Here is a 20,230-nt window from a genome sequence, read left to right on the forward strand (position 1 = left end):
GTCAGACCGTGCGCCGCGTGCGCCGGATGCCGACCCACAGCCCGACGGCGCACGTCACCGCCGCGGCGACGAAGCCCCACAGCACGTCCGTGTCGGCGAACCGGCCGGCGAGCAGCGCGCGCTCGGCGTCGACGATGTACGTGAGGGGGTTGAACAGCGCGGCCGTGCGCATCCACGCCGGGCCGGCCTCGAGCGGCAGCATCATCCCGGAGAGGATCAGCAGCGGGAAGAGCAGCGACTGCTGCACGCCCCAGAACAGCCACTCACGGTTCTTCGCCGCGAGCGCGAGCGCGATGGACAGCGCGCCGACACCGATGCCGAACAGGCCCAGCAGCGCGAGCCCGACGAGCAGGTGCAGCGGGTACAGGGTGAACCCGAACGGCACGCACACGAGCGCGATGAGCAGCCCCTGCACGACGAGCGGCGCGAACTCCTTGAGCGCGCGGCCCACGAGGATCGCCGACCGGTCGAGCGGCGTCGCGAGGACCCGCTCGTAGGAGCCGGTCATCATCTCGTAGAGCAGGTTGGACCCGCTCATGGACGTGCCGAACAGCGAGATCATGACGATCACGCCGGGCACGAACCACTGCAGCGTGTCCGCGGTGCTCGCGCCCTCCGCTCCCCCGAACGACCCGCCGACCGCGCCGGTCAGCAGCGGCCCGAACAGCCCGAGGAAGATCAGCGGCTGCAGGAGCGAGAAGATGAGGGTGAACGGGTCGCGCAGCACGAGGAGGATCTCGCGCGTGAACACGGCCCAGGTGTCGGCGAAGAACTTCGCGGCCCCCGTCCGCAGGGTGGCGTCAGGGCCGGAGGTCACCCCGGTGGTCCGTGCTCCTGACACGTCGGTCCTGGCCGTCATCACGCCGCCTCCTCTCGCAGGCTGCGTCCGGTGAGGTTGAGGAACACGTCGTCGAGGCTCGCCTGCCGGAGCTCCGCCGACCGCACGGCGAACCCGCCGACGCGCAGCGTCTCGATCGCCTCGGGCAGCCGGTCGGCACCGTGCGTCGTGGAGATCCGCACGGCGAGACCGCCGTCCGCGCCGGGCGTCACCTCCGCCCGCTCCGCGTCCTCGGCGAGGGCCGCGCGGACCCGGGCGACGTCGTCGGGCACGCCCGCCGTGCCCGACGACGCGGGCGCACCCTGCCCCGGCCCGTCGCCCGGGAACGGGCTCACGGTGAGCGTGATGAGGTCGTCCGCGTGGTCGCGCTTGAGGTCGTCCGGGGTGGCGTCGGCGATGATGTCGCCGTGGTCGATGACGACGACGCGCTCGGCCATGTCGTCGGCCTCGTCGAGGTAGTGCGTCGTGAGGACGATCGTCATGCCGTACCGCTCGCGCATCGCCCGGATGTGCTCCCAGAGGTTGGCGCGCGCGTGCGGGTCGAGCCCCGTCGTCGGCTCGTCGAGGAACAGCAGCGGCGGGTGGTTCATGAGGCCCAGCGCGACGTCGAGGCGCCGTCGCTGACCACCGGACAGCGACTGCACGGTCCGCTTCTCGAGCCCGCCCAGGTCGAGGGCCTCGAGGAGGTCGGCCGCCCGCCGCGAGTACTCGGCGGGAGGCAGGCCGTAGAAGCGGCCCTGGTTGTGCAGCTCGTCGAGCACGCGGTAGGAGTAGCCGCCCCCGTTGCCCTGCCCGATGAAGCCGATGCGCGAGCGCACGTGCGCGGGGTGGCGCACGACGTCGAACCCGGCGACCTCGGCCGAGCCGGCGGTCGGTTCGAGGAGGCTCGTGAGCATCCTCAGGGTGGTGGACTTGCCGGCCCCGTTGGGACCGAGGAAGGCGACGAGCTCGCCCTCGCGGACGTCGACGTCGATCGCCCTGACGGCTTCGACGACCTCTTTCTTGCGGTGGAAGGTCTTGGTCAGGCCACGGGCTCGGATCACCGGAGCCACCCTTTCGTACGCCGTACCGAAATTGACCCGACCACGCTAGCATACGGTGTACGGGAAAAGGCAAGCCTTGCTTGCGGACACGTACCGAGGCGGCCCACGAGAGGAAGTCGGGGGAGGATGCGCACGTGACGACCGACCGCACCGAGGAACGCACGAGCTCCGACGCGCCGTCGAGCACCCCGCCCGTCCCGGGCAGCCCTGCCGGGCCGGCCGGGTCCGACGGGCCCGCCGAGGCCGGCGGGGACGGGACCCAGGACCGGCCGCGCGGCGTCGTCGCGGCCGCCGAGGCCGGGGTGCCGAGCGCGGTCGCCGCCGCCGAGCACGCACGCGCCGGGATCGCCGAGGTCGTGCGCACGCCCGAGGTCACGCGCCGGCTCACGCTCCTGTGGGACCCGCCCTCCCCCGCGACCCGGGGACGCAAGCCACGACTCACGCTCGACGACGTCGTGCGGGCCGGGATCGCCGTCGCGCAGGAGGGCGGGCTCGACGCGCTCTCGATGCGCCGCGTCGCGACCGAGCTGGGCGTCGGCGCGATGTCGCTCTACACGTACGTCCCCGGGCGCACGGAGCTCGTCGACCTCATGATCGACCGGGCCTACTCCGAGCTCGACCTGCCTGCCGCCGGCGACCCGTGGCGTCGGGCGCTCGCGCAGTACGCGCACGAGATGTGGCACCTCTACCTGCGCCACCCGTGGATCCTGCAGACCAACATGTGGCGCGCGCCCCTCGCCCCGCACGTGCTCGACGCCCAGGAGGCCGGTCTGCGCACGATCGTCGACACCGGCCTCGGCGAGATCCAGGTCGTGGAGACGCTCGGCCTGGTGGACAACTACGTGCAGGGGCTGGCGCGCGCGACGATCGCCGAGTCGTCCGAGCAGGACGGCAGCGACGAGTACTGGACGACGCTCAGCTCGTTCTGGGAGGACTGGTTCGACGTCGAGCGCTACCCCACCATGACGCGCGTCTACGTCGCGGGCGGGTTCGACGCCCCGCAGGGCCCGTTCGACGCGAGCCTCGACCGCCTGCTCGACGCCGTCGAGATGGCGATCGACCGGGCGAACGCCGGTCGCTGAGACGGCCTTCCCGTCCCGGCTGACGGGGGACCGCCACCCCTGGCAGGATCGACCCATGGACCCCCGCGCCGGCACCCCCGCCCAGCCCAGCGACCTCATCGACGTCGACGCCGTGGTCGGCGCCTACTACGACCTGTCCCCCGACGTCGACGACCCCGCGCAGAAGGTCGTGTTCGGCACGTCGGGCCACCGCGGGTCGAGCCTCGACCACGCGTTCAACGAGGCCCACATCGTCGCGATCACGGCGGCGATCGTGGAGTACCGGCGGTCGCAGGGCACGGACGGGCCGCTGTACATCGGCCGCGACACGCACGCCCTGTCGCTCCCCGCGTGGCAGACGGCGCTCGAGGTGCTCGTCGCCGCGGGCGTGACCACCCTCGTCGACGCGCGGGACTCCTTCACGCCCACCCCTGCCGTCTCGCAGTCGATCCTCCTGCACAACGGCGCCGGGACGTCCGAGGGCGTGCGGACCACGGGCCCCGGCCTCGCGGACGGCATCGTCGTCACGCCGTCGCACAACCCGCCGCGCGACGGCGGCTTCAAGTACAACCCGCCGCACGGCGGGCCGGCCGGCTCCGAGGCCACCGGCTGGATCGCGGACCGCGCGAACGAGATCCTGCGCACCGGCGTCGGGGCGGTCCCCCGCGTCGCGCTGACGCAGGCGCTGGAGTCGGAGCACGTCCACAAGCACGACTTCCTCACGACGTACGTCGACGACCTCGTGAACGTCCTCGACCTCGAGGCGATCCGCGCGGCGGGCGTGCGCATCGGCGCGGACCCGCTGGGCGGCGCGTCGGTCGAGTACTGGGGCGAGATCGGCGAGCGGTACGGGCTCGACCTGACCGTCGTGAACCCGCAGGTCGACCCGCGCTGGTCGTTCATGACGCTCGACTGGGACGGCAAGATCCGCATGGACTGCTCGTCGCCGTACGCGATGGCGTCGCTCGTCGCGGGGATGACGGGCACGGGCGAGGAGGCGCCGTTCGACGTCGCGACGGGCAACGACGCCGACTCCGACCGCCACGGCATCGTCACGCCCGACGCCGGTCTCATGAACCCGAACCACTACCTCGCCGTCGCGATCGAGTACCTGTACGGCGGCGCCCGGGGCGGGTGGCGCGACGACGCGGCGATCGGCAAGACGCTCGTGTCGTCGGCGCTCATCGACCGTGTGGCGGGCGGGCTCGGGCGCCGGCTGATCGAGGTGCCGGTCGGCTTCAAGTGGTTCGTGCCCGGGCTGCTCGACGGCTCGGTCGGGTTCGGCGGCGAGGAGTCCGCCGGGGCGTCGTTCCTGCGCAAGGACGGCCGCGTCTGGTCGACCGACAAGGACGGCCTGCTGCTCGCGCTGCTCGCGTCGGAGATCATCGCGACGACCGGGAAGTCGCCGTCGGAGCACCACCGCGAGCTCGTCGCGCGATACGGCGAGTCCTGGTACGCGCGCGTCGACGCGCCCGCGACGCTCGAGGAGAAGGCGACGCTCGGCAAGCTCTCGCCCGAGCAGGTCACCGCGACCGAGCTCGCGGGCGAGCAGATCACCGCGAAGCTCACGAGCGCACCGGGCAACGACGCGGCGATCGGCGGCCTCAAGGTGACGACCGAGAACGCCTGGTTCGCGGCGCGGCCGTCGGGCACGGAGAACGTCTACAAGATCTACGCCGAGTCGTTCGTGTCGGAGGAGCACCTGGCGCAGGTCCAGGCCGAGGCGAAGGACGTCGTCTCGGCCGCGCTCGGCAGCTGACTCCCGGTCGCGAGGTAGAGGCTCCGGTCGCGAGGGAGAACCCCCGGCGTCCTACCTCGCGACCGGAGCTTCTCCCTCGGCGAGGACCGGAGACCTAGCGCGGCGCCTGACGGGCGTCCCAGGTCTCGGTCGCGACACGCTGCGCGTCCCGCAGCGCGCGCGCCGGGTCCACGCCCTTCGGGCACACCTGCGTGCACGCACCCACCTGGATGCAGGGCCAGACGCCGTTCTCCGTGTCGAGGACGTCGGCGCGGTCCAGCTCGCCGCCGTCGCGCGAGTCCTCGTCCCACCGCCGGGCGGTCGCGACGACCGCCGGGCCGAGGAAGTCGGGCGCCGGCTCGAGCTGCGGGCACGCCGCGTAGCAGAGCATGCAGTCGATGCACTGCGCGAAGTCCCGGAACGCGGCGAGCGCTCCCGGCGCCTGGACGCTGCCCGACGCCGGCCCGTGCGCCCGCAGCGCGTCGTCGCCTGGGTCCGGGGCCGGGTCGTGCGCACCCGGACCCGGGTCCGCGCCCAGGGCGAGGGCCTCCCCCGCCGGGCCGGCGAGCGGGAGCCGCGTCGCGCCGTCGGGCACGAGCCAGGGCTTCACCGCGGCCAGCTTGCCGAGGAACGTGTCGGTGTCGACGACGAGGTCGCGCAGCACCTCGGCATGCGCCAGCGGCTCCACGACGAGGCCCGACGTGCGGTAGCCGCGCACGAACGTCTCGCACCCGAGCACCGGGCGGCCGTTGACCATGACGCCGCACGACCCGCAGACCGCCATCTTGCACGACCACCGGAACGTCAGCGTCGGGTCGGCGTGGTCCTTGACCCACTGCAGCGCGTCGAGCACGGACGTGCGGTCGTCGAACGGGACGTCGAACACGTCGCGCCGTGCTGCGCCGTCGGGGTCCTGACGCGCCACCTCGAGCCGCACCGTGCTCCCCGTCTCGCTCACGAGCCCGCTCCCTCTGCCGCCGAGAACGACCTGACGGTCGTTCTCGCGCTCTTTCCGTCCGTGAGGTCGTGCTCGGCGCCGGACGACGGCCGTCCACCCACGGGCGCGTGCGTGATCCGCACCCCGCCGCCGGCGTCGAGCGCCGCGAGCGAGTGGCGCGGGACGTCGTCGGTGCCGGGGAAGTCCAGGCGCTGGTGCGCGCCACGCGACTCCTCGCGCGCGAGCGCCGCCGCGACCGCGACATGGGCCACGAGCAGCGTCGCGCCGAGCTCGACCGTCGTCGCCCAGTCGGTGTTGAGCACCGCGCCCGTGTCGGCGACGCGGACGTCGTCGTAGCGTGCGCGCAGCTCCTCGACCGCCGCGAGCGCCCGCCGCAGCCCGTCGGCGTCGCGGTAGATCCCGGCGTCCGCGTCGAGCACGCGGCCCAGCTCCGCGCGGATCGCGGCAGGAGGCTCGGTGCCGCGACCCCGCATCGCGAGGTGACGGTCCGCGACCTCCGCGGCGCGGTCGACGACGTCCGCCGCGACGCTCCCGGGGCCGACCCCCGCACCGGCGGCCGCAGCACCGCCGGTCACGCGCCCGCCCGCGACGGCGCGCTCGCGCGACCACCTGAGCGCCTGCTCGCCGGCCGCGCGTCCCACGACGAGCGTCTCCACGAGCGAGTTCGACCCGAGCCGGTTGGCGCCGTGCAGCCCGGTCGACGCGCACTCCCCCGCGGCGAACAGCCCGCCGATCTCCGTCGCACCCCGCGCGTCGGTGCGGACACCGCCCATCGTGTAGTGCGCCGTCGGGCGGACGGGGACCGGCTCGAGCGCGGGGTCCACGCCCGCGAACTGCTTCGCGAGGCTCGCCACGAGCGGCAGCCGCTCGGCGATGCGCTCGCGGCCGAGGTGGCGCAGGTCGAGGAGCACGACGCCGCCGTCGGGCGAGGGGATCGTGCGACCGTCGCGGTCCGCGTGCCAGAACGCCTGCGACAGCCGGTCGCGCGGGCCGAGCTCCATCGTGCGGGGCACGGGTGACCCGACGGGCGTCTCGGGGCCGAGGCCGTAGTCGGCGAGGTACCGCTTGCCGTCGGCGTCGAGCAGCACGCCGCCCTCGCCGCGCACCGCTTCGGTGAGCAGGATGCCGCTGCCGGGCAGGCCTGTCGGGTGGAACTGGAGGAGCTCGAGGTCGCGCAGCGGGACGCCCGCGCGCAGCGCCATCGCCATGCCGTCGCCCGTGACGATCCCCGCGTTCGTGCTCGTCCCCCACGCGCGCGCCGCGCCGCCGGTCGCGAGGACCACCGCGGGCGCGGCGAGGAGCAACGGCTCGCCGCGGTGCTGGTCGTGCACGACGACGCCGCGCACCTGCGCGCCTGGCGAGCCGCCCGCGGCGGCCGGCCCGCCGTCGCCCACGACCTCACCCGTGACCACGAGGTCGAGGACGTGGTGCTCGTCGTAGCGGCGGATCGGTCCGGCGTCGCCCGAGTGGCGCAGCGACGTCTGGAAGAGCGTGTGCAGCAGGTGGAACCCGGTGCGGTCGGCGGCGAACCACGTGCGCGCGCGGCTCATCCCGCCGAACCGGCGGATCGCGACGTTCCCGTCGTCGCCGCGGCTCCAGGGCATGCCCCAGCGTTCGAGCCGCCACAGCTCGCCGGCCGCGCGCTCGACGACGAACCGCACCGCGTCCTCCTCGCACAGCCCCGCGCCGCCCGCGAGGGTGTCGGCGACGTGCTGCTCCAGCGAGTCGTCGTCCCCGACGACGCCCGCGGCGCCGCCCTCGGCCGCGACGGTGTGCGAGCGCATCGGGTACACCTTCGACACGAGTGCGACGACGGGGGTCCGGGTGGTCTCGTCGGCCGTCGCCTCGCGGGCGGCCGCCTCCGCGATCGCGAGCGCCGCGCTGAGACCGGCCGCGCCGCCGCCGACCACGACGACGTCCGCGTGCTCGACCCGCAGCCGCGTCACCGGACGGGCCCTCCGGCCCTGTCTCGCACAGCGGGCCGTCGGACCGGGGGGACGGACGTGACGTGGGTCATACCGGAAGGCTCGTGCCTCGCGGAATCTTGCGCAACAGGCGAAGGTCCTCGGTACCGCCGGGCTGGATGGGCACCGGTCCCCATCGCTGCGCGCGCCGCGTCCACGTACGGTCGCCGGGAATCCCACCCGACGAGCCCGGAGTCCTCATGCGCCCTGCCCGTACCGCCGCCCACCTCGCTGTCGCGTCCGCTCTCGTCCTCGGCCTCGCAGCCTGCTCCGACGGCGGGGACCAGCCCGCGGAGACCAGCGCCCCGGCCGTCGAGGAGTCGGCCGAGACGGAGGCCGAGCCGGCGGACGACGAGACCGAGGGGGCCGAGGAGGACGCGGCGCCCGCGAGCGACGGCGAGCAGCCCGACTGGGCGAACCCCCTCAAGAACCCGGGCGAGCAGATCTCGACCTACACCGTCGGCGACGTGCGCGTCGACGTCTACCAGGTGAGCGTCGTCCCGGCGACGAAGACCGGGAACTTCGTCGACCCGGAGAAGAACGAGCCGATCATCGCCGTGGGGGACGACATCGTCTTCGTCAACTACGTCGTGACGAACGAGGGCGAGCCGATCGACCTCGGCTCGAGCCTCGTCAACACGAGCGCGCGCTACGACGACTGGCCCTACATGCAGGGCATGGACTCCGTCACGGACTTCGACCTCACCGACGCGCAGGGCGTCAACCGGAACGGCATGGCGGACGGGGCCTACCGCGAGCCGTCGGTGTACACGCTCGGCACGGACCAGACCTACTCGTACGGCGAGAACTTCCCGTACCAGCCCGGGTCGCCGATCACGTTCGAGTCCGTCATCACACCGGTCGACGCCGAGGGCGAGCTCCTGCACGACGAGCGCCTCGAGGGCTCGGGGACCGGCACGATCTCCTGACCGTCCGACCGGGCCGTCCGCGCTGCGGCAGGCCCGGGGACGAGCGCGACGGCGCGGGTGCGGCACGACCGCACCCGCGCCGTCGTGCGTCGGGGCTCAGCGGCGCGTGAGGTCCTCGTACGCGGGGTGGCGCGCGATGTAGGCCTTGACGAACGGGCACAGCGGCACGACGCGCTCGCCCGACGCGCGGACCTGGTCGAGCGCGCCGACGACGAGCGCCGACCCGACGCCCCGGCCCTCGAACGCCGGGTCGACCTCGGTGTGCGTGAAGATCACCCGCCCCGGCTCGCGCACGTACTCGGCGAACCCGGCGACGACGCCGTCCGGGGTGCGGGCCTCGAAGCGGTCGCCGGCGTCGACGACGTCGATCGTCTGCGGGTCTGTGTCCTGGCTCATGGCGCCCATCGTCCACGATGCGAGCACCCGGTGCGACACTGGGACGGTGGTGCAGGATCCCCCGCTCTCCCCGGCCGGACCGGAGGACGACGACCCCAGTGACGAGCGCGGCGTCGCGGCCCCCGAGGCCCCGGCGTCGCGCAACCCCTACCGGGCGGTCCTGACCGTTCCCGGCGCCTGGCGCTTCTCCGCCGCCGCGCTCGTGGCGCGCCTGCCGATGTCCATGGTCGGCATCGGCACGATCCTCATGATCCAGGGGATCTACGGCGAGTACGCGCTCGCCGGCCGCGTCGCGGCGGTGCTCATCGTGGTGCAGGCGATCTTCTCGCCGCAGATCGCGCGACTTGTCGACCGCGTCGGCCAGCGGAAGGTCATGCTGCCCCTGCTGGCGGCGACGACCCTCGGGCTCGGGGGGCTCATCCTGTGCGCGGTGCTCGGCACGCCCGAGTGGACGCTCTACGTCTTCGCCGCGATCGCCGGCGGGACGCAGGGCTCGTACGGGTCGATGGTCCGTGCCCGGTGGACCGGGGTGCTCGACGACCCCCGGCGCCTGCACACCGCCTACTCCCTCGAGTCCGCGCTCGACGAGCTCGTGTTCGTCGTGGGCCCCGTGCTCGCCACGATCCTCGCGACGACCGTGTTCCCGTCCGCCGGGCTGCTCGTGCCGCTCGTCGCGGCCGTCGTGGGCGGGCTGTGGTTCCTCTCGCAGCGCGGGACGGAGCCGCCCGTCGTCGTGCCGGAGCCGGGCGTCAAGCAGCGGTCGGCCATGCGGTCGACGGGGATGGTCGTGCTCGCCGTGATCTTCGTCGCGATGGGCATCGTGTTCGGCGCCACCGACGTGTCCACGATCGCGTTCGCCGAGGAGCAGGGGCAGCAGGGCGCCGCCGGGCTGATCCTCGCGGTCTTCGCGTCCGGCTCGCTGCTGTCCGGGCTGTTCTACGGCGCCCGGCACTGGGTGTCGCCGTTGTGGCGGCGTTTCGTGCTCGGGATCGTCGGCCTCGGCGTCGGCGTGAGCCTGTTCTTCTTCGTCACGTCGCTGCCCGTGCTCGCGGCGGTGATGTTCGTGACCGGCTTCGCCATCGCGCCGACGCTCATCAACGGCAACGGGCTCGTCCAGAACCTCGTCGCCCCGAACCAGCTCACCGAGGGTCTCGCGTGGGTCGGGACGTCGCTCGGCGTGGGCGTGTCGATCGGGTCGTCCGTGGCCGGGACGCGGATCGACGCGGCAGGCGCGCACGCCGGGTTCGAGGTCGTCGTCGCGGCGGCGCTGCTCGCGGTCGTGCTGGCGCTCGCGGCAGTCCGGTCGCTGCGGCGCAGCGCCGCGCGGGAGGACGTCGCGCCGGCACCCTGACGCGCCTCGCGCCGTCGGGCCACCGGTGCGCCGTCGGTCACCGCTCCTGCCGAACCCCGGGTTGTGCGCCCTTGAACGGCCCGAACGACACAAGTCCCGGGGTTCGGCACGGGACGTTGCCGTGCAACCCCGGGTTCGGCAGGTGCCCGACGGCGGTCCCTCAGCCGGTCGGCGGCGTCGCGCCGGGCCGGTCGTCCCGCAGGTGGGCGCGCTCGCCGTCGTGGTCGAAGATCGTGAGGATCTCGACCGGGCCGTCGTGCGCGCCGAACGAGTGCGGGACCATCGTCGAGAACTCCGCGGCCTGCCCGGCCTGGACGAGCACGCGGCGCTCGCCGAGGTAGAGGCACGCGGTCCCGGAGAGCACGGTGAACCACTCGTGGCCGGGGTGCACGCGCTGGTGCTCGGGACCGACCGGCCGCTCGGGCGTGATGCGCATCTTCGCGACGGTGCTCCCCGCGCGCTCGCGCGACAGGAGCCACGTCGTGACGCCCTCGTGCCGGCTGGGCTCGGGGCGGATCACGACGTCCTCGTCGTCGACCGGCTCGACGAGCTGGTCGAGCGTCGTGCCGAGCGCGCGGGCGATGGGCACGAGCTGGTCGAGCGCGATGCGGCGACCCCCCGTCTCGATGCGGCTCAGCGTCGACGGGCTGAGGTAGCACCGGGCCGCGAGCGCGTCGAGCGTCCAGCCGCGCGCGAGGCGCAGCCCGCGGATGCGCTGCCGGACGACGGCGTCGAGGTCGACTTCTTGCGTCATGCGCAAGAGTCTATGTCTCCTGCGCAGATCCGGCCTACCGTGGTGGCATGACGTCGCACGACCACCACCACCACGACCATGCTTCAGGTCACCACGGCCATGCCCACGTCGGTGCCCATGAAGGCGCCCACGGAGGTGCCCGCCCCGACGACGACGCGTGCGCCGAGATCCTCGAGCTCGACGCCGTGGTCTTCGCGGACCTCCTCGCCGACGTCGTCGCGCGCGTCGCGGCCCTCGCGCCGTCGCCCACCCGGACCGTCGTCGACCTCGGCGCGGGCACCGGGACCGGGACGCTCGCGCTCGCGAAGGCCCTCCCGGACGCGCAGGTCGTCGCCGTCGACTCGTCGTCCGTGATGCTCGGCCGCCTGCGCGCCGCCGCCGACGGCGCGGGGGTCGGCGAGCGGGTCCGCACCGTCGAGGCCGACCTGGACGACGGGTGGCCCGCGACCGGCGAGGCCGACCTCGTGTGGGCGTCCGCGTCGATGCACCACGTCACGGACCCCGACCGCGTCCTGCGCGACGCCTACGCCGCGCTCGCCCCCGGCGGGCTGGTCGCGGTCGTCGAGATGACCGGGACGACGCCCGTCCTGCCGCGGTCCGTCGGACGCGAGGGCCTCGCCGGCCGCCTCGCCGAGGCGATGACGCACGCCGGGTGGAACCAGTACCCCGACTGGACGCCCCACCTCCAGCGCGCCGGGTTCCGGCTCGTGGAGCGCGTCGAGCTCGAGTCGTCACCGGCGACCGGACCCGACGCCACGCGCTGGGTGCGCACGGCCCTCGAGCGCCAGCGCGACCACCTCGCGCCGCACCTCCCGCCCGAGGACGTCGCCGCGATCGCCGCCTTCCTCGACCGGCCCGAGCGCACGGCGTCGGGCACCGATCCCGAGCCCCCCGGCGACGAGCCGACGGCCCGCAGCGGCCGCATCCTCTGGGCGGCGCGCCGCCCCTCCCGCTGACCCGATCCCTGCTGAGGAGACCCCATGACCACCACCTCGCTCCCCACCCACGACGTCGCGATCGTCGGTGGCGGACCCGCCGGGCTGTCCGCCGCGGTGACGCTCGCCCGCTCGCTGCGCTCCGTCGTCGTGATCGACGCGGGCGAACCCCGCAACGCGCCCGCCGAGGGCGCGCACAACCTGCTCGGGCGCGAGGGCGTCCCGCCCCGCGAGCTGCTCGCCGCCGGGCGGCGCGAGGCGGCGTCGTACGGCGCGCAGGTCCGGCCCGGCCGCGTCGTCGCCGTGCGCAGGGAGGGAGACGGGTTCGCCCTCGACGTCGCGCCGCTCGCCACTGCCGGCGCTGCCGGCGCTGCCGGCGCTGCCGGCGCGGACCGCACGGACGCGCCGGGCTCCGTCGACGGCCGGGCGCCGACGACGGTCCGCGCCCGGCGGGTGCTGCTCGCCGCCGGCCTCGTCGACGAGCTGCCCGACGTCCCGGGCGTGCGGGAGCTGTGGGGCCGGGACGTCATCCACTGCCCGTACTGCCACGGCTACGAGGTGCGCGGTCGCCGCATCGGCGTCCTCGGCACGGGGCCGAACGCGGTGCACCAGGTGCTGCTGCTGCGCCAGCTGAGCGACGACGTCACGCTCTTCCTCCACACCGCACCCGAGCCCGACGACGCGGCGTGGGAGAAGCTCGCGGCCCTCGGCGTGCGCGTGGTCGAGGGGCGGGTCGCACGCCTCGACGTGGGCGGTCCGGGTACCCGACCGGCAGGACAGGACGGCGCGGCCGGCGGCTCGCTCCGCGGCGTCGTGCTCGAGGACGGCACGACGTTCGCCGTCGACGCGGTCGCGGTCGCGCCGCGCTTCGTCGCGCGCGGAGAGCTGTTCGAGCAGCTCGGCGGCGAGCTCGAGGAGCACCCGATGGGTGGGCGGTTCGTCCCGGTCGACGCCCGCGGCGCGACGGCGGTGCCGGGCGTGTGGGCCGCGGGCAACACGAGCGACCTGTCGGCGATGGTCGGCGCGTCGGCCGCGGCCGGCGTGATGGCCGGCGCGCAGCTCAACGCCGAGCTCGTCACGGAGGACGCCGAGCGGGCCGTCGAGCGCCGTCGGTCGCCGTTCTCGGCGCACCGGGAGGCCGAGGTCGCTGCGCTCGTGGCGGGCGTCCGCGCGCACGGGCTCGCCTGAGCGGGACCGGCCGCCCGACGTCTTCGCCCGCGTCCCGATGAGTCCGGGGGCCGGCGGGCATCTACCTCTTCAGCGCCGACGCACCCACGAGGGTTCCGGCAGGCTGCCGAGGAGGCGTGATGGTGAGCGTGGGTCGCCCGAGGACGGTGACGCGGCGGTGGTGGGCGCTGGCCGTGGTGTGCATGGCCATGTTCATGGGGGTGCTCGACTCGACCAGCGTGTATGCGGCGCTACCGGTGATCGCCGTCGACCTCGGCTTCGCCCCTGCCCAGGCGCAATGGGTGGTCACCGCCTACGGGGTGGCGATCGGTGGGCTGCTGCTGCTGGGTGGGCGGCTGGCCGACCTCCTCGGACGGCGCCGGGTGTTCATGGCCTCGGTGGGCGTCTTCGCGGTGTCGTCGGTGGCGTGCGGCCTGGCCTGGTCGAGCGAGGTGCTCATCGCCGCCCGTGTGGTCCAGGGAGTGGGCGCTGCGGTGATGACGCCTGCGGGGCTGTCGATCGTGATGCAGGTCTTTCCCGACGGCCCCGACCGCAACAAGGCCCTGGGGATCTGGGGCGGGCTCGGCGGGGCCGGCGCGTCGGCCGGTCTCCTGCTGGGTGGCGTGCTGACCGACGGGCCGGGCTGGGAGTGGATCTTCCTCACCAACCTCCCCGTCTGCCTCGTGGTGCTGTCGCTCTGCCGGGTGCTGCTGCCCGAGGGCTCTGCGGGCGGGCAGCGTCCGGACGTCGCGGGTGCGGTGACGATCACCGCCGCGCTGACGCTGATGCTCCTGGCGTTGTTCCGGGTCGCCGAGGACGGGCCGGGTGTCGCCGCGGCGACGTTGGCTGCGGGTGCCGTGGTGGCGGCAGCCGCGTTCGTCGCGGTCGAGCGTCGTAGCCCGGCACCCCTGGTACCCCTGCGGGTCCTCTCCTCGCGCACCCGGGCCGGCGGCAACCTGGTCGTCGTGATCGCGGGCATCGCGGTCGACGGACTGCTGATCGTCGTGACCCTGTACGCGCAGCAGGTGCTCGGGTTCTCGGCGATCCAGTTCGGGCTGACGACGGCGACCATGACCGTCGCCTCCGTGCTCGCGGTGATGGTCGGGCAGCACCTGGTCACCCGCTCGGGGTTCCGGCTCGTGGCCACCGCGGGCCTGGGCCTGCTGGCGATCGCGTGCGTGCTGCTGAGCCGGCTCTCGCCCGCAGGCGTGCCGGTGGACCTTCTCCCGGGACTCACCGTCTTCGGGGCCGGACTGGGCGCGGCCTTCGTCGCGGGCCAGATCGCCGCGCTGGCCGGTACGGAGGAGCGCGACGCCGGACTGGCCGCAGGTCTGGAGGAGACGTCGTTCGCGATCGGGACGACGACCGGTGCGGCGCTCGCCTCGGCGGTCGCCGTGGGCTACGCGACGCGCCGGTCCGCCGGTCCGCCGTCGGACTCCGCGCTGACCGAGGGTTTCGAGCTCGCACTGCTGGCCCTGGCCGGCGTGGCGGCGCTGGGGGCCCTGCTGGCGGTGGTGCTGCTCCGCGTCGCACCGCCGGGTGCACGCTGACGTGCGGCACCGACCACGACGTCGAGCGCCGGGACACGGTCGTACCGGCCCGGGCCGACCGCCGCGGGCTCGCCCTGCGACCGACCGCCGCCCGACGCAGGATGGAGGACGACCCGTCCCCACCCGTGGAGGTACGTCATGCCGTTCGGAATCGGCCGCCCCCCGCAGGACAAGCGCGACCGCACGGTCGCGGACCTGCTCGTCGCGCAGCTCATCGAGGCGGGGGTGCGCCGGATCTACGGCATCGTCGGCGACAGCCTCAACCCCGTCGTCGACGCCGTGCACCGGTCCAACACCGGCGACAACGCGGGCAAGGGCATCGAGTGGGTGCACGTGCGGCACGAGGAGGCCGCGGCGTTCGCGGCGGCCGCCGAGGCCGAGGTCACGGGCGAGCTCGCCGTGTGCGCGGGCTCGTGCGGCCCCGGCAACCTCCACCTCATCAACGGCCTCTACGACGCCAACCGGTCGCGCGTGCCGGTGCTGGCCATCGCGAGCCACATCCCGAGCAAGCAGATCGGCACGGGCTTCTTCCAGGAGACGCACCCCGACCGGCTCTTCACCGAGTGCTCCGTGTACTCGGAGATGATCTCGAGCGCCGAGCAGGCGCCGCGCGTCATCAACTCGGCGATCCACCACGCGTTCGGCGCCCCGGGCGTCGCGGTCCTCACGCTCCCGGGAGACGTCGCCGATCTCGACGCCCCGGCCGCGGTACCGGACGTCGCATGCCGGCCCCCGCGCCCGCGCATCGTCCCGGACGTGCGGTCGGTCCAGGAGCTCGCCGACGCGATCGACGCCGCGAAGAAGGTGACGATCTTCGCCGGCGCGGGCGTGCGGGACGCGCGCGACGACGTCATCGCGCTCGCCGACAAGATCGCCGCGCCCGTGGGCCACTCGCTGCGCGGCAAGGAGTTCATCCAGTACGACAACCCGTTCGACGTCGGCATGTCGGGCCTGCTCGGCTACGGCGCCGCGTTCGACGCCATGCACGACTGCGACCTGCTGCTCCTGCTCGGCACGGACTTCCCGTACGACCAGTTCCTGCCGGCCGAGGTCCGGACCGCACAGGTCGACGTCGAGCCCACGCGGCTCGGTCGTCGCACGCGGCTCGACCTCGCGGTCGTCGGCGACGTCGGCGAGACCGTGCGGATGCTGCTCCCGCTCGTGAGGAAGGCGCGGTCGCGCACGTTCCTCGACAAGATGGTGGGCAAGCACGAGAAGGCGATGAGCGGAGTCGTCGGTGCGTACACGAAGAAGGTCGAGCGCACGACCCCCATCCACCCCGAGTACGTCGCCGACGTCCTCGACCAGGTCGCCGCGGACGACGCCGTCTTCACCGTCGACACGGGCATGTGCAACGTCTGGGCCGCCCGGTACATCACGCCGAACGGCCGACGCCGCATCGTCGGCTCGTTCCTCCACGGCTCGATGGCCAACGCGCTGCCCCACGCGATCGGCGCCGCGGCGGCGACGCGCGAGGCCGGACACGACCGGCAGGTCGTCGCGATGGCGGGCGACGGCGGTCTCTCGATGCTCCTCGGCGAGCTCGTCACGCTGCGGCAGTACGACCTGCCCGTGAAGGTCGTCCTGTTCGACAACGCCAGTCTCGGGATGGTGCGGCTCGAGATGCTCGTCGACGGCCTGCCGATGTTCGGCACCGAGTCGCCGCAGGTCGACTACGCGGCCGTGGCGAACGCGATCGGTATCCCCGCGGTCCGCGTGGAGCATCCCCGCGACCTGCGGCGCGCCCTGGAGGACGCGCTGCACCGCCCCGGTCCGGCGCTCGTCGACGTCGTCACCGACCCGCGCGCGCTGTCGATCCCCCCGAACATCACCGCGGGCCAGGTCCGCGGGTTCGCCGCCGCGATGAGCAAGGAGGTCCTCGGCGGAGGGATGGGCGAGGTCGTGTCGATGGCGCGGGCGAACCTGCGCAACGTCCCGCGCCCGTGACGGAGGGCGCCACGGCGCCGGGCGCGCCGACCCTCGCCGAGGTACGGACCACGGCGCGCGAGGTGTTCGGGTGGGAGCGGCTGCGGCCGGGCCAGGCCGAGGCGATCTCCGCGCTCCTCGACGGTCACGACGTCCTCCTCGTCCTGCCCACGGGCGCCGGGAAGTCCGCGGTCTACCAGCTGCCGGGCCTCGAGCTGCCCGGGCCGACGCTCGTCGTCTCACCCCTCATCGCCCTCCAGCATGACCAGGTGCGCTCGCTGCTCGAGCTCGGGGACGGGGAGGCGGCGGCCGCGGCGGTGAGCTCCGCCGTGCCCGCCGCCGAGCGGCGCGCCGCGCTCGAGGCGGCAGCCGCCGGGGAGCTCGACTTCCTCTTCCTGTCGCCCGAGCAGCTCGCCAACGCCGAGGTGCTCGACGCCGTCCGCGCCGCGCGACCGAGCCTCGTGGCCGTGGACGAGGCGCACTGCGTCTCCGTGTGGGGCCACGACTTCCGGCCGGAGTACCTGCGGCTCGGCGAGCGCATCGACACGCTCGACCCGCGCCCGCGCGTCCTCGCGCTCACGGCGACCGCGGCGCCACCCGTCCGCGAGGACGTCGCCGCCCGCCTGCACCTGCGCGACGCCGCGGTGATCGTCCGAGGGTTCGCCCGCCCCGGCATCGCGCTCGAGGTGGTCCGTGCGATCGACGACGCGGACAAGCGGCGCGCGGTCGTGGAGCGCGTGCGCGAGGAGGCGGAGAAGGGGATCGGCATCGTGTACGTCGCGACCCGCCGCCACACCACCGAGCTCGCCGACGCCCTCGCCGACCCGAGCACCGGCCGGGCGCTGCGCGCCGTCGCCTACCACGGCGGCATGCGCCGTGCCGAGCGCGAGGAGGCCCAGCGCCGGTTCACCGAGGACGAGGTCGACGTCGTCGTCGCGACGTCGGCGTTCGGCATGGGGATCGACAAGCCGGACGTGCGGTTCGTCGTGCACGCCGACGTGCCCGGGTCCCCGGACGGCTACTACCAGGAGGTGGGTCGCGCGGGCCGCGACGGCGAGCCCGCCGTCGCTGTCCTGTTCCACCGGCCGGAGGACCTGGGGCTGCAGCGCTACTTCCGAGTCGGCGTGCCGGACCGCGGCGACGTGCTCGAGGTGGCGCGCGCACTGCGCGGTGCGCACGACCCGGCTGGTCCCGCCGACCCGGCCCCCGGGACGAGCGCCGGTGACGCCACGTCGCCGCGCGGCCGGCTCCCGCGCCGCCTGGCGCGCCTGCGCGCGCTCGTGACCGACGCCCGCGCGCTGCTGGGCCCGGGCGCGCGACCGGCCGACGTCGCCGACGCCGCGGTCGAGCTCGCCGAGGACCGGCGCCGCGTGGACGACTCGCGCCTCGACATGATGCGCGCGTACGCCGAGACCGCGCAGTGCCGGCGCCAGTTCCTCCTCGCCTACCTCGGCGAGGAGCTCGCCGAGCCCTGCGGGCGCTGCGACACGTGCTGGGCGGGCACGGCGACGGAACGGGTCGTCGACGACACGGTGCCGTTCCCCGCAGGCTCGCAGGTGCGGCACGCCGAGTTCGGCGACGGCACGGTCATGGGGTACGACGCCGGCGAGGAGAACGGCGAGGGCGAACGCGTGACCGTGCTCTTCGCCTCGCACGGCTACCGGACGCTCAGCGTCAGCGCGGTCGTCGAGCACGGCCTGCTCGAGCCCGCCTGAGGCCGAGGCCTCTTGTCAGACGTCCCGGCGGCGCACGACGACGCAGGCAGCGGCCACCACGACCGCCGTCCAGACCACGATCGCGACGACGCTCCATGTGAGCGTCGCACCGTCGGCTCCGCTCGGGAGCTCCAGGACCGTGCCCTCCGGCCCCGGGAGCGAGCGGGCGAAGCGGCCGACGGCGTCGACCGGGATCGCCTGCAGCAGCGCGGGCACGACGTAGAGGAAGCCGAGGGTCGCGGCGATGCCGCCGGCACTGGACCGGACGACGAGCCCGAACGCGAGGGCGATCACCGCCGCGGCGGCCTGGTAGAACGCCGTGCCCGCGAGCACGCGCAGCACGACCGGGTCGGTGATCCCTCCGGCTGACCCGTGACCGAGCACGAGGGCCGCGACGAGGAACGACACCACGCCGGAGACCACCGAGGCCACGAGGGCGGCCGCGGCGACCACCACGGCCTTGGCGAGGACGACCGGCACGCGGCGCGGCACGACGGCGAACGTGGTGAGGACGGCACCGCGCTCGTACTCCGTGGTGCCCACGATCGTCCCGAGGACGACGAGGAGCAGGAGCCCGAGGTAGTTCGTGTCCGTGAACGCGCCGACCGCACCGGCGAGCGCGGTGTCGGCGTCGGTGACGTCCGACCGCTCGGTGAGCGCCGTGATCACCGCGACGAGGACCGGCACGAGCAGGGCGAGGGACAGGAGCCACCACGTCGACCGCAGGCCCCGCGCCTTGAGCGACTCGGACGCGACGAGGCCGCCGAACCCCAGTCGCGGCGCGCTCGTCGGGGGCGGGGCGGGCGACGTGGCCGGCGACGTCGTCGGGGGCGCGGGCCGTGCGGGCTGTGCGGTCATCGGGGGCCCCCGTCGGTCGAGTACTCGACGGCGTCCTTCGTCAGCTCGAAGAACGCGTCCTCCAACGAGACGTGCTGCGGGACGAGCTCCGCGAGCACCGTGCCGGTGCGCATCGCGAGCGCGCCGACCTGGTCGCTCGACAGCCCGGTCACGGTCAGCACCCGTTCCTCCGTCGACGCGACCGTGCCGCCGGACGCACGGACCTCGGCGGCCAGCGCGTCGGACGCCTCCGCGGTCCGGACACGGACGCTGCCCCCCGTTGCTGCCGCGACGATCTCCTCGACCGTCCCGCTGGCGACGAGCCGTCCGCGGCCCAGGACGACGACGTCGTCCGCCGTGAGCGCCATCTCGCTCATGAGGTGGCTCGAGACGAGGACCGTCGTGCCCTGCGCCGCGAGCGCGCGCACGAGCTCGCGGACCCAGTGCACGCCGTCAGGGTCGAGGCCGTTCACGGGCTCGTCGAGCACGAGCGTGCGCGGGCGCCCCAGGAGCGCGGCGGCGATGCCCAGGCGCTGCCCCATCCCCAGCGAGAACGTGCCGATGCGACGACCGGCCACCGCGGCCAGTCCCGTCGTCTCCAGCACCTCGTCCACGCGGGAGGAGGGCAGCCGGTGCGTGAGCGCGATCGACCGCAGGTGGGTGCGCGCGGTGCGGCCCGGGTGCACCGCGTGGGCGTCGAGCATGGCGCCGACGGCCGTGAGCGGCGCCGGGTCGTCGACGAACGGCTTCCCGTCGATCCGGACGACCCCGCTCGTCGGCCGGTGCAGGCCCAGGATCATGCGCATCGTCGTCGACTTGCCCGCGCCGTTCGGGCCGAGCAGCCCGGTCACCCGGCCCGTGCGCACCACGAAGCTCAGGTCGTCGACGGCGACCGTCTCGCCGTAGGTCTTGGTGAGGTGCTCGACCTCGATCACCGGAGCATCTCGCGTCGCGCAGGGTCTGTCCGCATGGGTGGAACTCAAACATCCGTGGTCGCCGCCCGCGAGCCGAACCGGCGCGGGGAGAGGTCCCCATGTCCGGGTGCCTGTGGACGGCCGATCTCGCGCG

General features: G+C 74.4%; 17 protein-coding genes. 9 read left to right on the forward strand and 8 right to left on the reverse strand.

Annotated elements, in window-relative coordinates:
* Position 1 precedes the first annotated feature (1 nt).
* Together ACZCLJ_RS11185 and ACZCLJ_RS11190 are read right to left on the reverse strand one after the other, a co-directional pair.
* Positions 2-859 (reverse strand): ABC transporter permease, encoded by an 858-nt coding sequence (locus ACZCLJ_RS11185; protein WP_463103727.1) that lies wholly within the window; start codon positions 857-859, stop codon positions 2-4.
* Entirely contained in the window at positions 859-1,881 is a 1,023-nt protein-coding gene (locus ACZCLJ_RS11190; protein WP_463103728.1) for an ABC transporter ATP-binding protein, read from the reverse strand. The genes ACZCLJ_RS11185 and ACZCLJ_RS11190 overlap by 1 nt, the downstream gene beginning before the upstream one ends.
* A gap of 134 nt (positions 1,882-2,015) precedes the next feature.
* Here ACZCLJ_RS11190 and ACZCLJ_RS11195 point away from each other — a divergent pair, with 134 nt between their 5' ends.
* Positions 2,016-2,963 carry a TetR/AcrR family transcriptional regulator gene (locus tag ACZCLJ_RS11195; protein ID WP_463103729.1) on the forward strand — a complete coding sequence of 316 codons (948 nt, stop codon included), beginning with the start codon at positions 2,016-2,018 and terminating at the stop codon, positions 2,961-2,963.
* Positions 2,964-3,018: 55 nt separating this feature from the next.
* Positions 3,019-4,701, forward strand: coding sequence for a phosphoglucomutase (alpha-D-glucose-1,6-bisphosphate-dependent) (pgm, locus tag ACZCLJ_RS11200; protein WP_463103730.1), 1,683 nt, complete (start codon positions 3,019-3,021; stop codon positions 4,699-4,701).
* 94 nt (positions 4,702-4,795) lie between these two features.
* On the opposite strand, the gene ACZCLJ_RS11205 is transcribed toward pgm, so the two are convergent.
* Positions 4,796-5,638 (reverse strand): 2Fe-2S iron-sulfur cluster-binding protein, encoded by an 843-nt coding sequence (locus ACZCLJ_RS11205; protein ID WP_463103731.1) that lies wholly within the window; start codon positions 5,636-5,638, stop codon positions 4,796-4,798.
* The gene (locus ACZCLJ_RS11210) at positions 5,635-7,584 is read right to left on the reverse strand and encodes an FAD-binding protein (RefSeq protein ID WP_463103732.1); all 1,950 of its coding nucleotides are present in this window, start codon (positions 7,582-7,584) and stop codon (positions 5,635-5,637) included. Before ACZCLJ_RS11210 ends, ACZCLJ_RS11205 begins: the two co-directional genes overlap by 4 nt.
* Positions 7,585-7,802: 218 nt before the next feature.
* Between ACZCLJ_RS11210 and ACZCLJ_RS11215 the strand changes: the two genes are divergently transcribed.
* Positions 7,803-8,531 carry a hypothetical protein gene (locus ACZCLJ_RS11215; RefSeq protein WP_463103733.1) on the forward strand — a complete coding sequence of 243 codons (729 nt, stop codon included), beginning with the start codon at positions 7,803-7,805 and terminating at the stop codon, positions 8,529-8,531.
* A gap of 96 nt (positions 8,532-8,627) precedes the next feature.
* On the opposite strand, the gene ACZCLJ_RS11220 is transcribed toward ACZCLJ_RS11215, so the two are convergent.
* Positions 8,628-8,927: a GNAT family N-acetyltransferase gene (locus ACZCLJ_RS11220; RefSeq protein WP_463103734.1), complete on the reverse strand. Its 300-nt coding sequence runs from the start codon at positions 8,925-8,927 to the stop codon at positions 8,628-8,630.
* 46 nt (positions 8,928-8,973) lie between these two features.
* Between ACZCLJ_RS11220 and ACZCLJ_RS11225 the strand changes: the two genes are divergently transcribed.
* The gene (locus ACZCLJ_RS11225; protein ID WP_353050455.1) at positions 8,974-10,278 is read left to right on the forward strand and encodes an MFS transporter; all 1,305 of its coding nucleotides are present in this window, start codon (positions 8,974-8,976) and stop codon (positions 10,276-10,278) included.
* Between the two features lie 160 nt (positions 10,279-10,438).
* Here ACZCLJ_RS11225 and ACZCLJ_RS11230 read toward each other — a convergent pair whose 3' ends face one another.
* Positions 10,439-11,032 (reverse strand): helix-turn-helix domain-containing protein, encoded by a 594-nt coding sequence (locus tag ACZCLJ_RS11230; protein WP_463103735.1) that lies wholly within the window; start codon positions 11,030-11,032, stop codon positions 10,439-10,441.
* A 47-nt stretch (positions 11,033-11,079) separates the two neighbouring features.
* Here ACZCLJ_RS11230 and ACZCLJ_RS11235 point away from each other — a divergent pair, with 47 nt between their 5' ends.
* The 5 genes from ACZCLJ_RS11235 (at position 11,080) to ACZCLJ_RS11255 (ending at position 18,325) form a co-directional block, all read left to right on the forward strand.
* On the forward strand, positions 11,080-11,988 hold the full coding sequence (locus tag ACZCLJ_RS11235; protein WP_463103736.1) for a class I SAM-dependent methyltransferase: 909 nt from the start codon (positions 11,080-11,082) through the stop codon (positions 11,986-11,988).
* Positions 11,989-12,012: 24 nt separating this feature from the next.
* Positions 12,013-13,155, forward strand: coding sequence for an NAD(P)/FAD-dependent oxidoreductase (locus tag ACZCLJ_RS11240; RefSeq protein ID WP_463103737.1), 1,143 nt, complete (start codon positions 12,013-12,015; stop codon positions 13,153-13,155).
* A gap of 119 nt (positions 13,156-13,274) precedes the next feature.
* Positions 13,275-14,684, forward strand: a complete 1,410-nt coding sequence (locus tag ACZCLJ_RS11245; protein ID WP_463103738.1) for an MFS transporter — start codon at positions 13,275-13,277, stop codon at positions 14,682-14,684.
* 138 nt (positions 14,685-14,822) lie between these two features.
* Positions 14,823-16,631, forward strand: coding sequence for a pyruvate dehydrogenase (locus ACZCLJ_RS11250; RefSeq protein ID WP_463103739.1), 1,809 nt, complete (start codon positions 14,823-14,825; stop codon positions 16,629-16,631).
* On the forward strand, positions 16,628-18,325 hold the full coding sequence (locus ACZCLJ_RS11255) for a RecQ family ATP-dependent DNA helicase (RefSeq protein WP_463103740.1): 1,698 nt from the start codon (positions 16,628-16,630) through the stop codon (positions 18,323-18,325). The genes ACZCLJ_RS11250 and ACZCLJ_RS11255 overlap by 4 nt, the downstream gene beginning before the upstream one ends.
* A 15-nt stretch (positions 18,326-18,340) precedes the next feature.
* On the opposite strand, the gene ACZCLJ_RS11260 is transcribed toward ACZCLJ_RS11255, so the two are convergent.
* Together ACZCLJ_RS11260 and ACZCLJ_RS11265 are read right to left on the reverse strand one after the other, a co-directional pair.
* Positions 18,341-19,183 (reverse strand): ABC transporter permease, encoded by an 843-nt coding sequence (locus ACZCLJ_RS11260; protein WP_251152182.1) that lies wholly within the window; start codon positions 19,181-19,183, stop codon positions 18,341-18,343.
* Complete coding sequence (locus tag ACZCLJ_RS11265; RefSeq protein ID WP_251152181.1) at positions 19,180-20,097, reverse strand: ABC transporter ATP-binding protein; 918 nt, start codon at positions 20,095-20,097, stop codon at positions 19,180-19,182. Before ACZCLJ_RS11265 ends, ACZCLJ_RS11260 begins: the two co-directional genes overlap by 4 nt.
* Positions 20,098-20,230: the final 133 nt, after the last annotated feature.

This window comes from Cellulosimicrobium sp. So1_17 (assembly GCF_055181235.1).

Bases quoted from the DNA above. Each gene is read 5' to 3' on its own strand.
- ACZCLJ_RS11230 (WP_463103735.1), bottom strand. From the start codon at position 11,032: ATGACGCAAGAAGTCGACCTCGACGCCGTCGTCCGGCAGCGCATCCGC.
- ACZCLJ_RS11250 (WP_463103739.1), top strand. From the start codon at position 14,823: ATGCCGTTCGGAATCGGCCGCCCCCCGCAGGACAAGCGCGACCGCACG.
- pgm (WP_463103730.1), top strand. From the start codon at position 3,019: ATGGACCCCCGCGCCGGCACCCCCGCCCAGCCCAGCGACCTCATCGAC.
- ACZCLJ_RS11185 (WP_463103727.1), bottom strand. From the start codon at position 859: ATGACGGCCAGGACCGACGTGTCAGGAGCACGGACCACCGGGGTGACC.
- ACZCLJ_RS11215 (WP_463103733.1), top strand. From the start codon at position 7,803: ATGCGCCCTGCCCGTACCGCCGCCCACCTCGCTGTCGCGTCCGCTCTC.
- ACZCLJ_RS11260 (WP_251152182.1), bottom strand. From the start codon at position 19,183: ATGACCGCACAGCCCGCACGGCCCGCGCCCCCGACGACGTCGCCGGCC.
- ACZCLJ_RS11245 (WP_463103738.1), top strand. From the start codon at position 13,275: ATGGTGAGCGTGGGTCGCCCGAGGACGGTGACGCGGCGGTGGTGGGCG.
- ACZCLJ_RS11240 (WP_463103737.1), top strand. From the start codon at position 12,013: ATGACCACCACCTCGCTCCCCACCCACGACGTCGCGATCGTCGGTGGC.
- ACZCLJ_RS11220 (WP_463103734.1), bottom strand. From the start codon at position 8,927: ATGAGCCAGGACACAGACCCGCAGACGATCGACGTCGTCGACGCCGGC.
- ACZCLJ_RS11235 (WP_463103736.1), top strand. From the start codon at position 11,080: ATGACGTCGCACGACCACCACCACCACGACCATGCTTCAGGTCACCAC.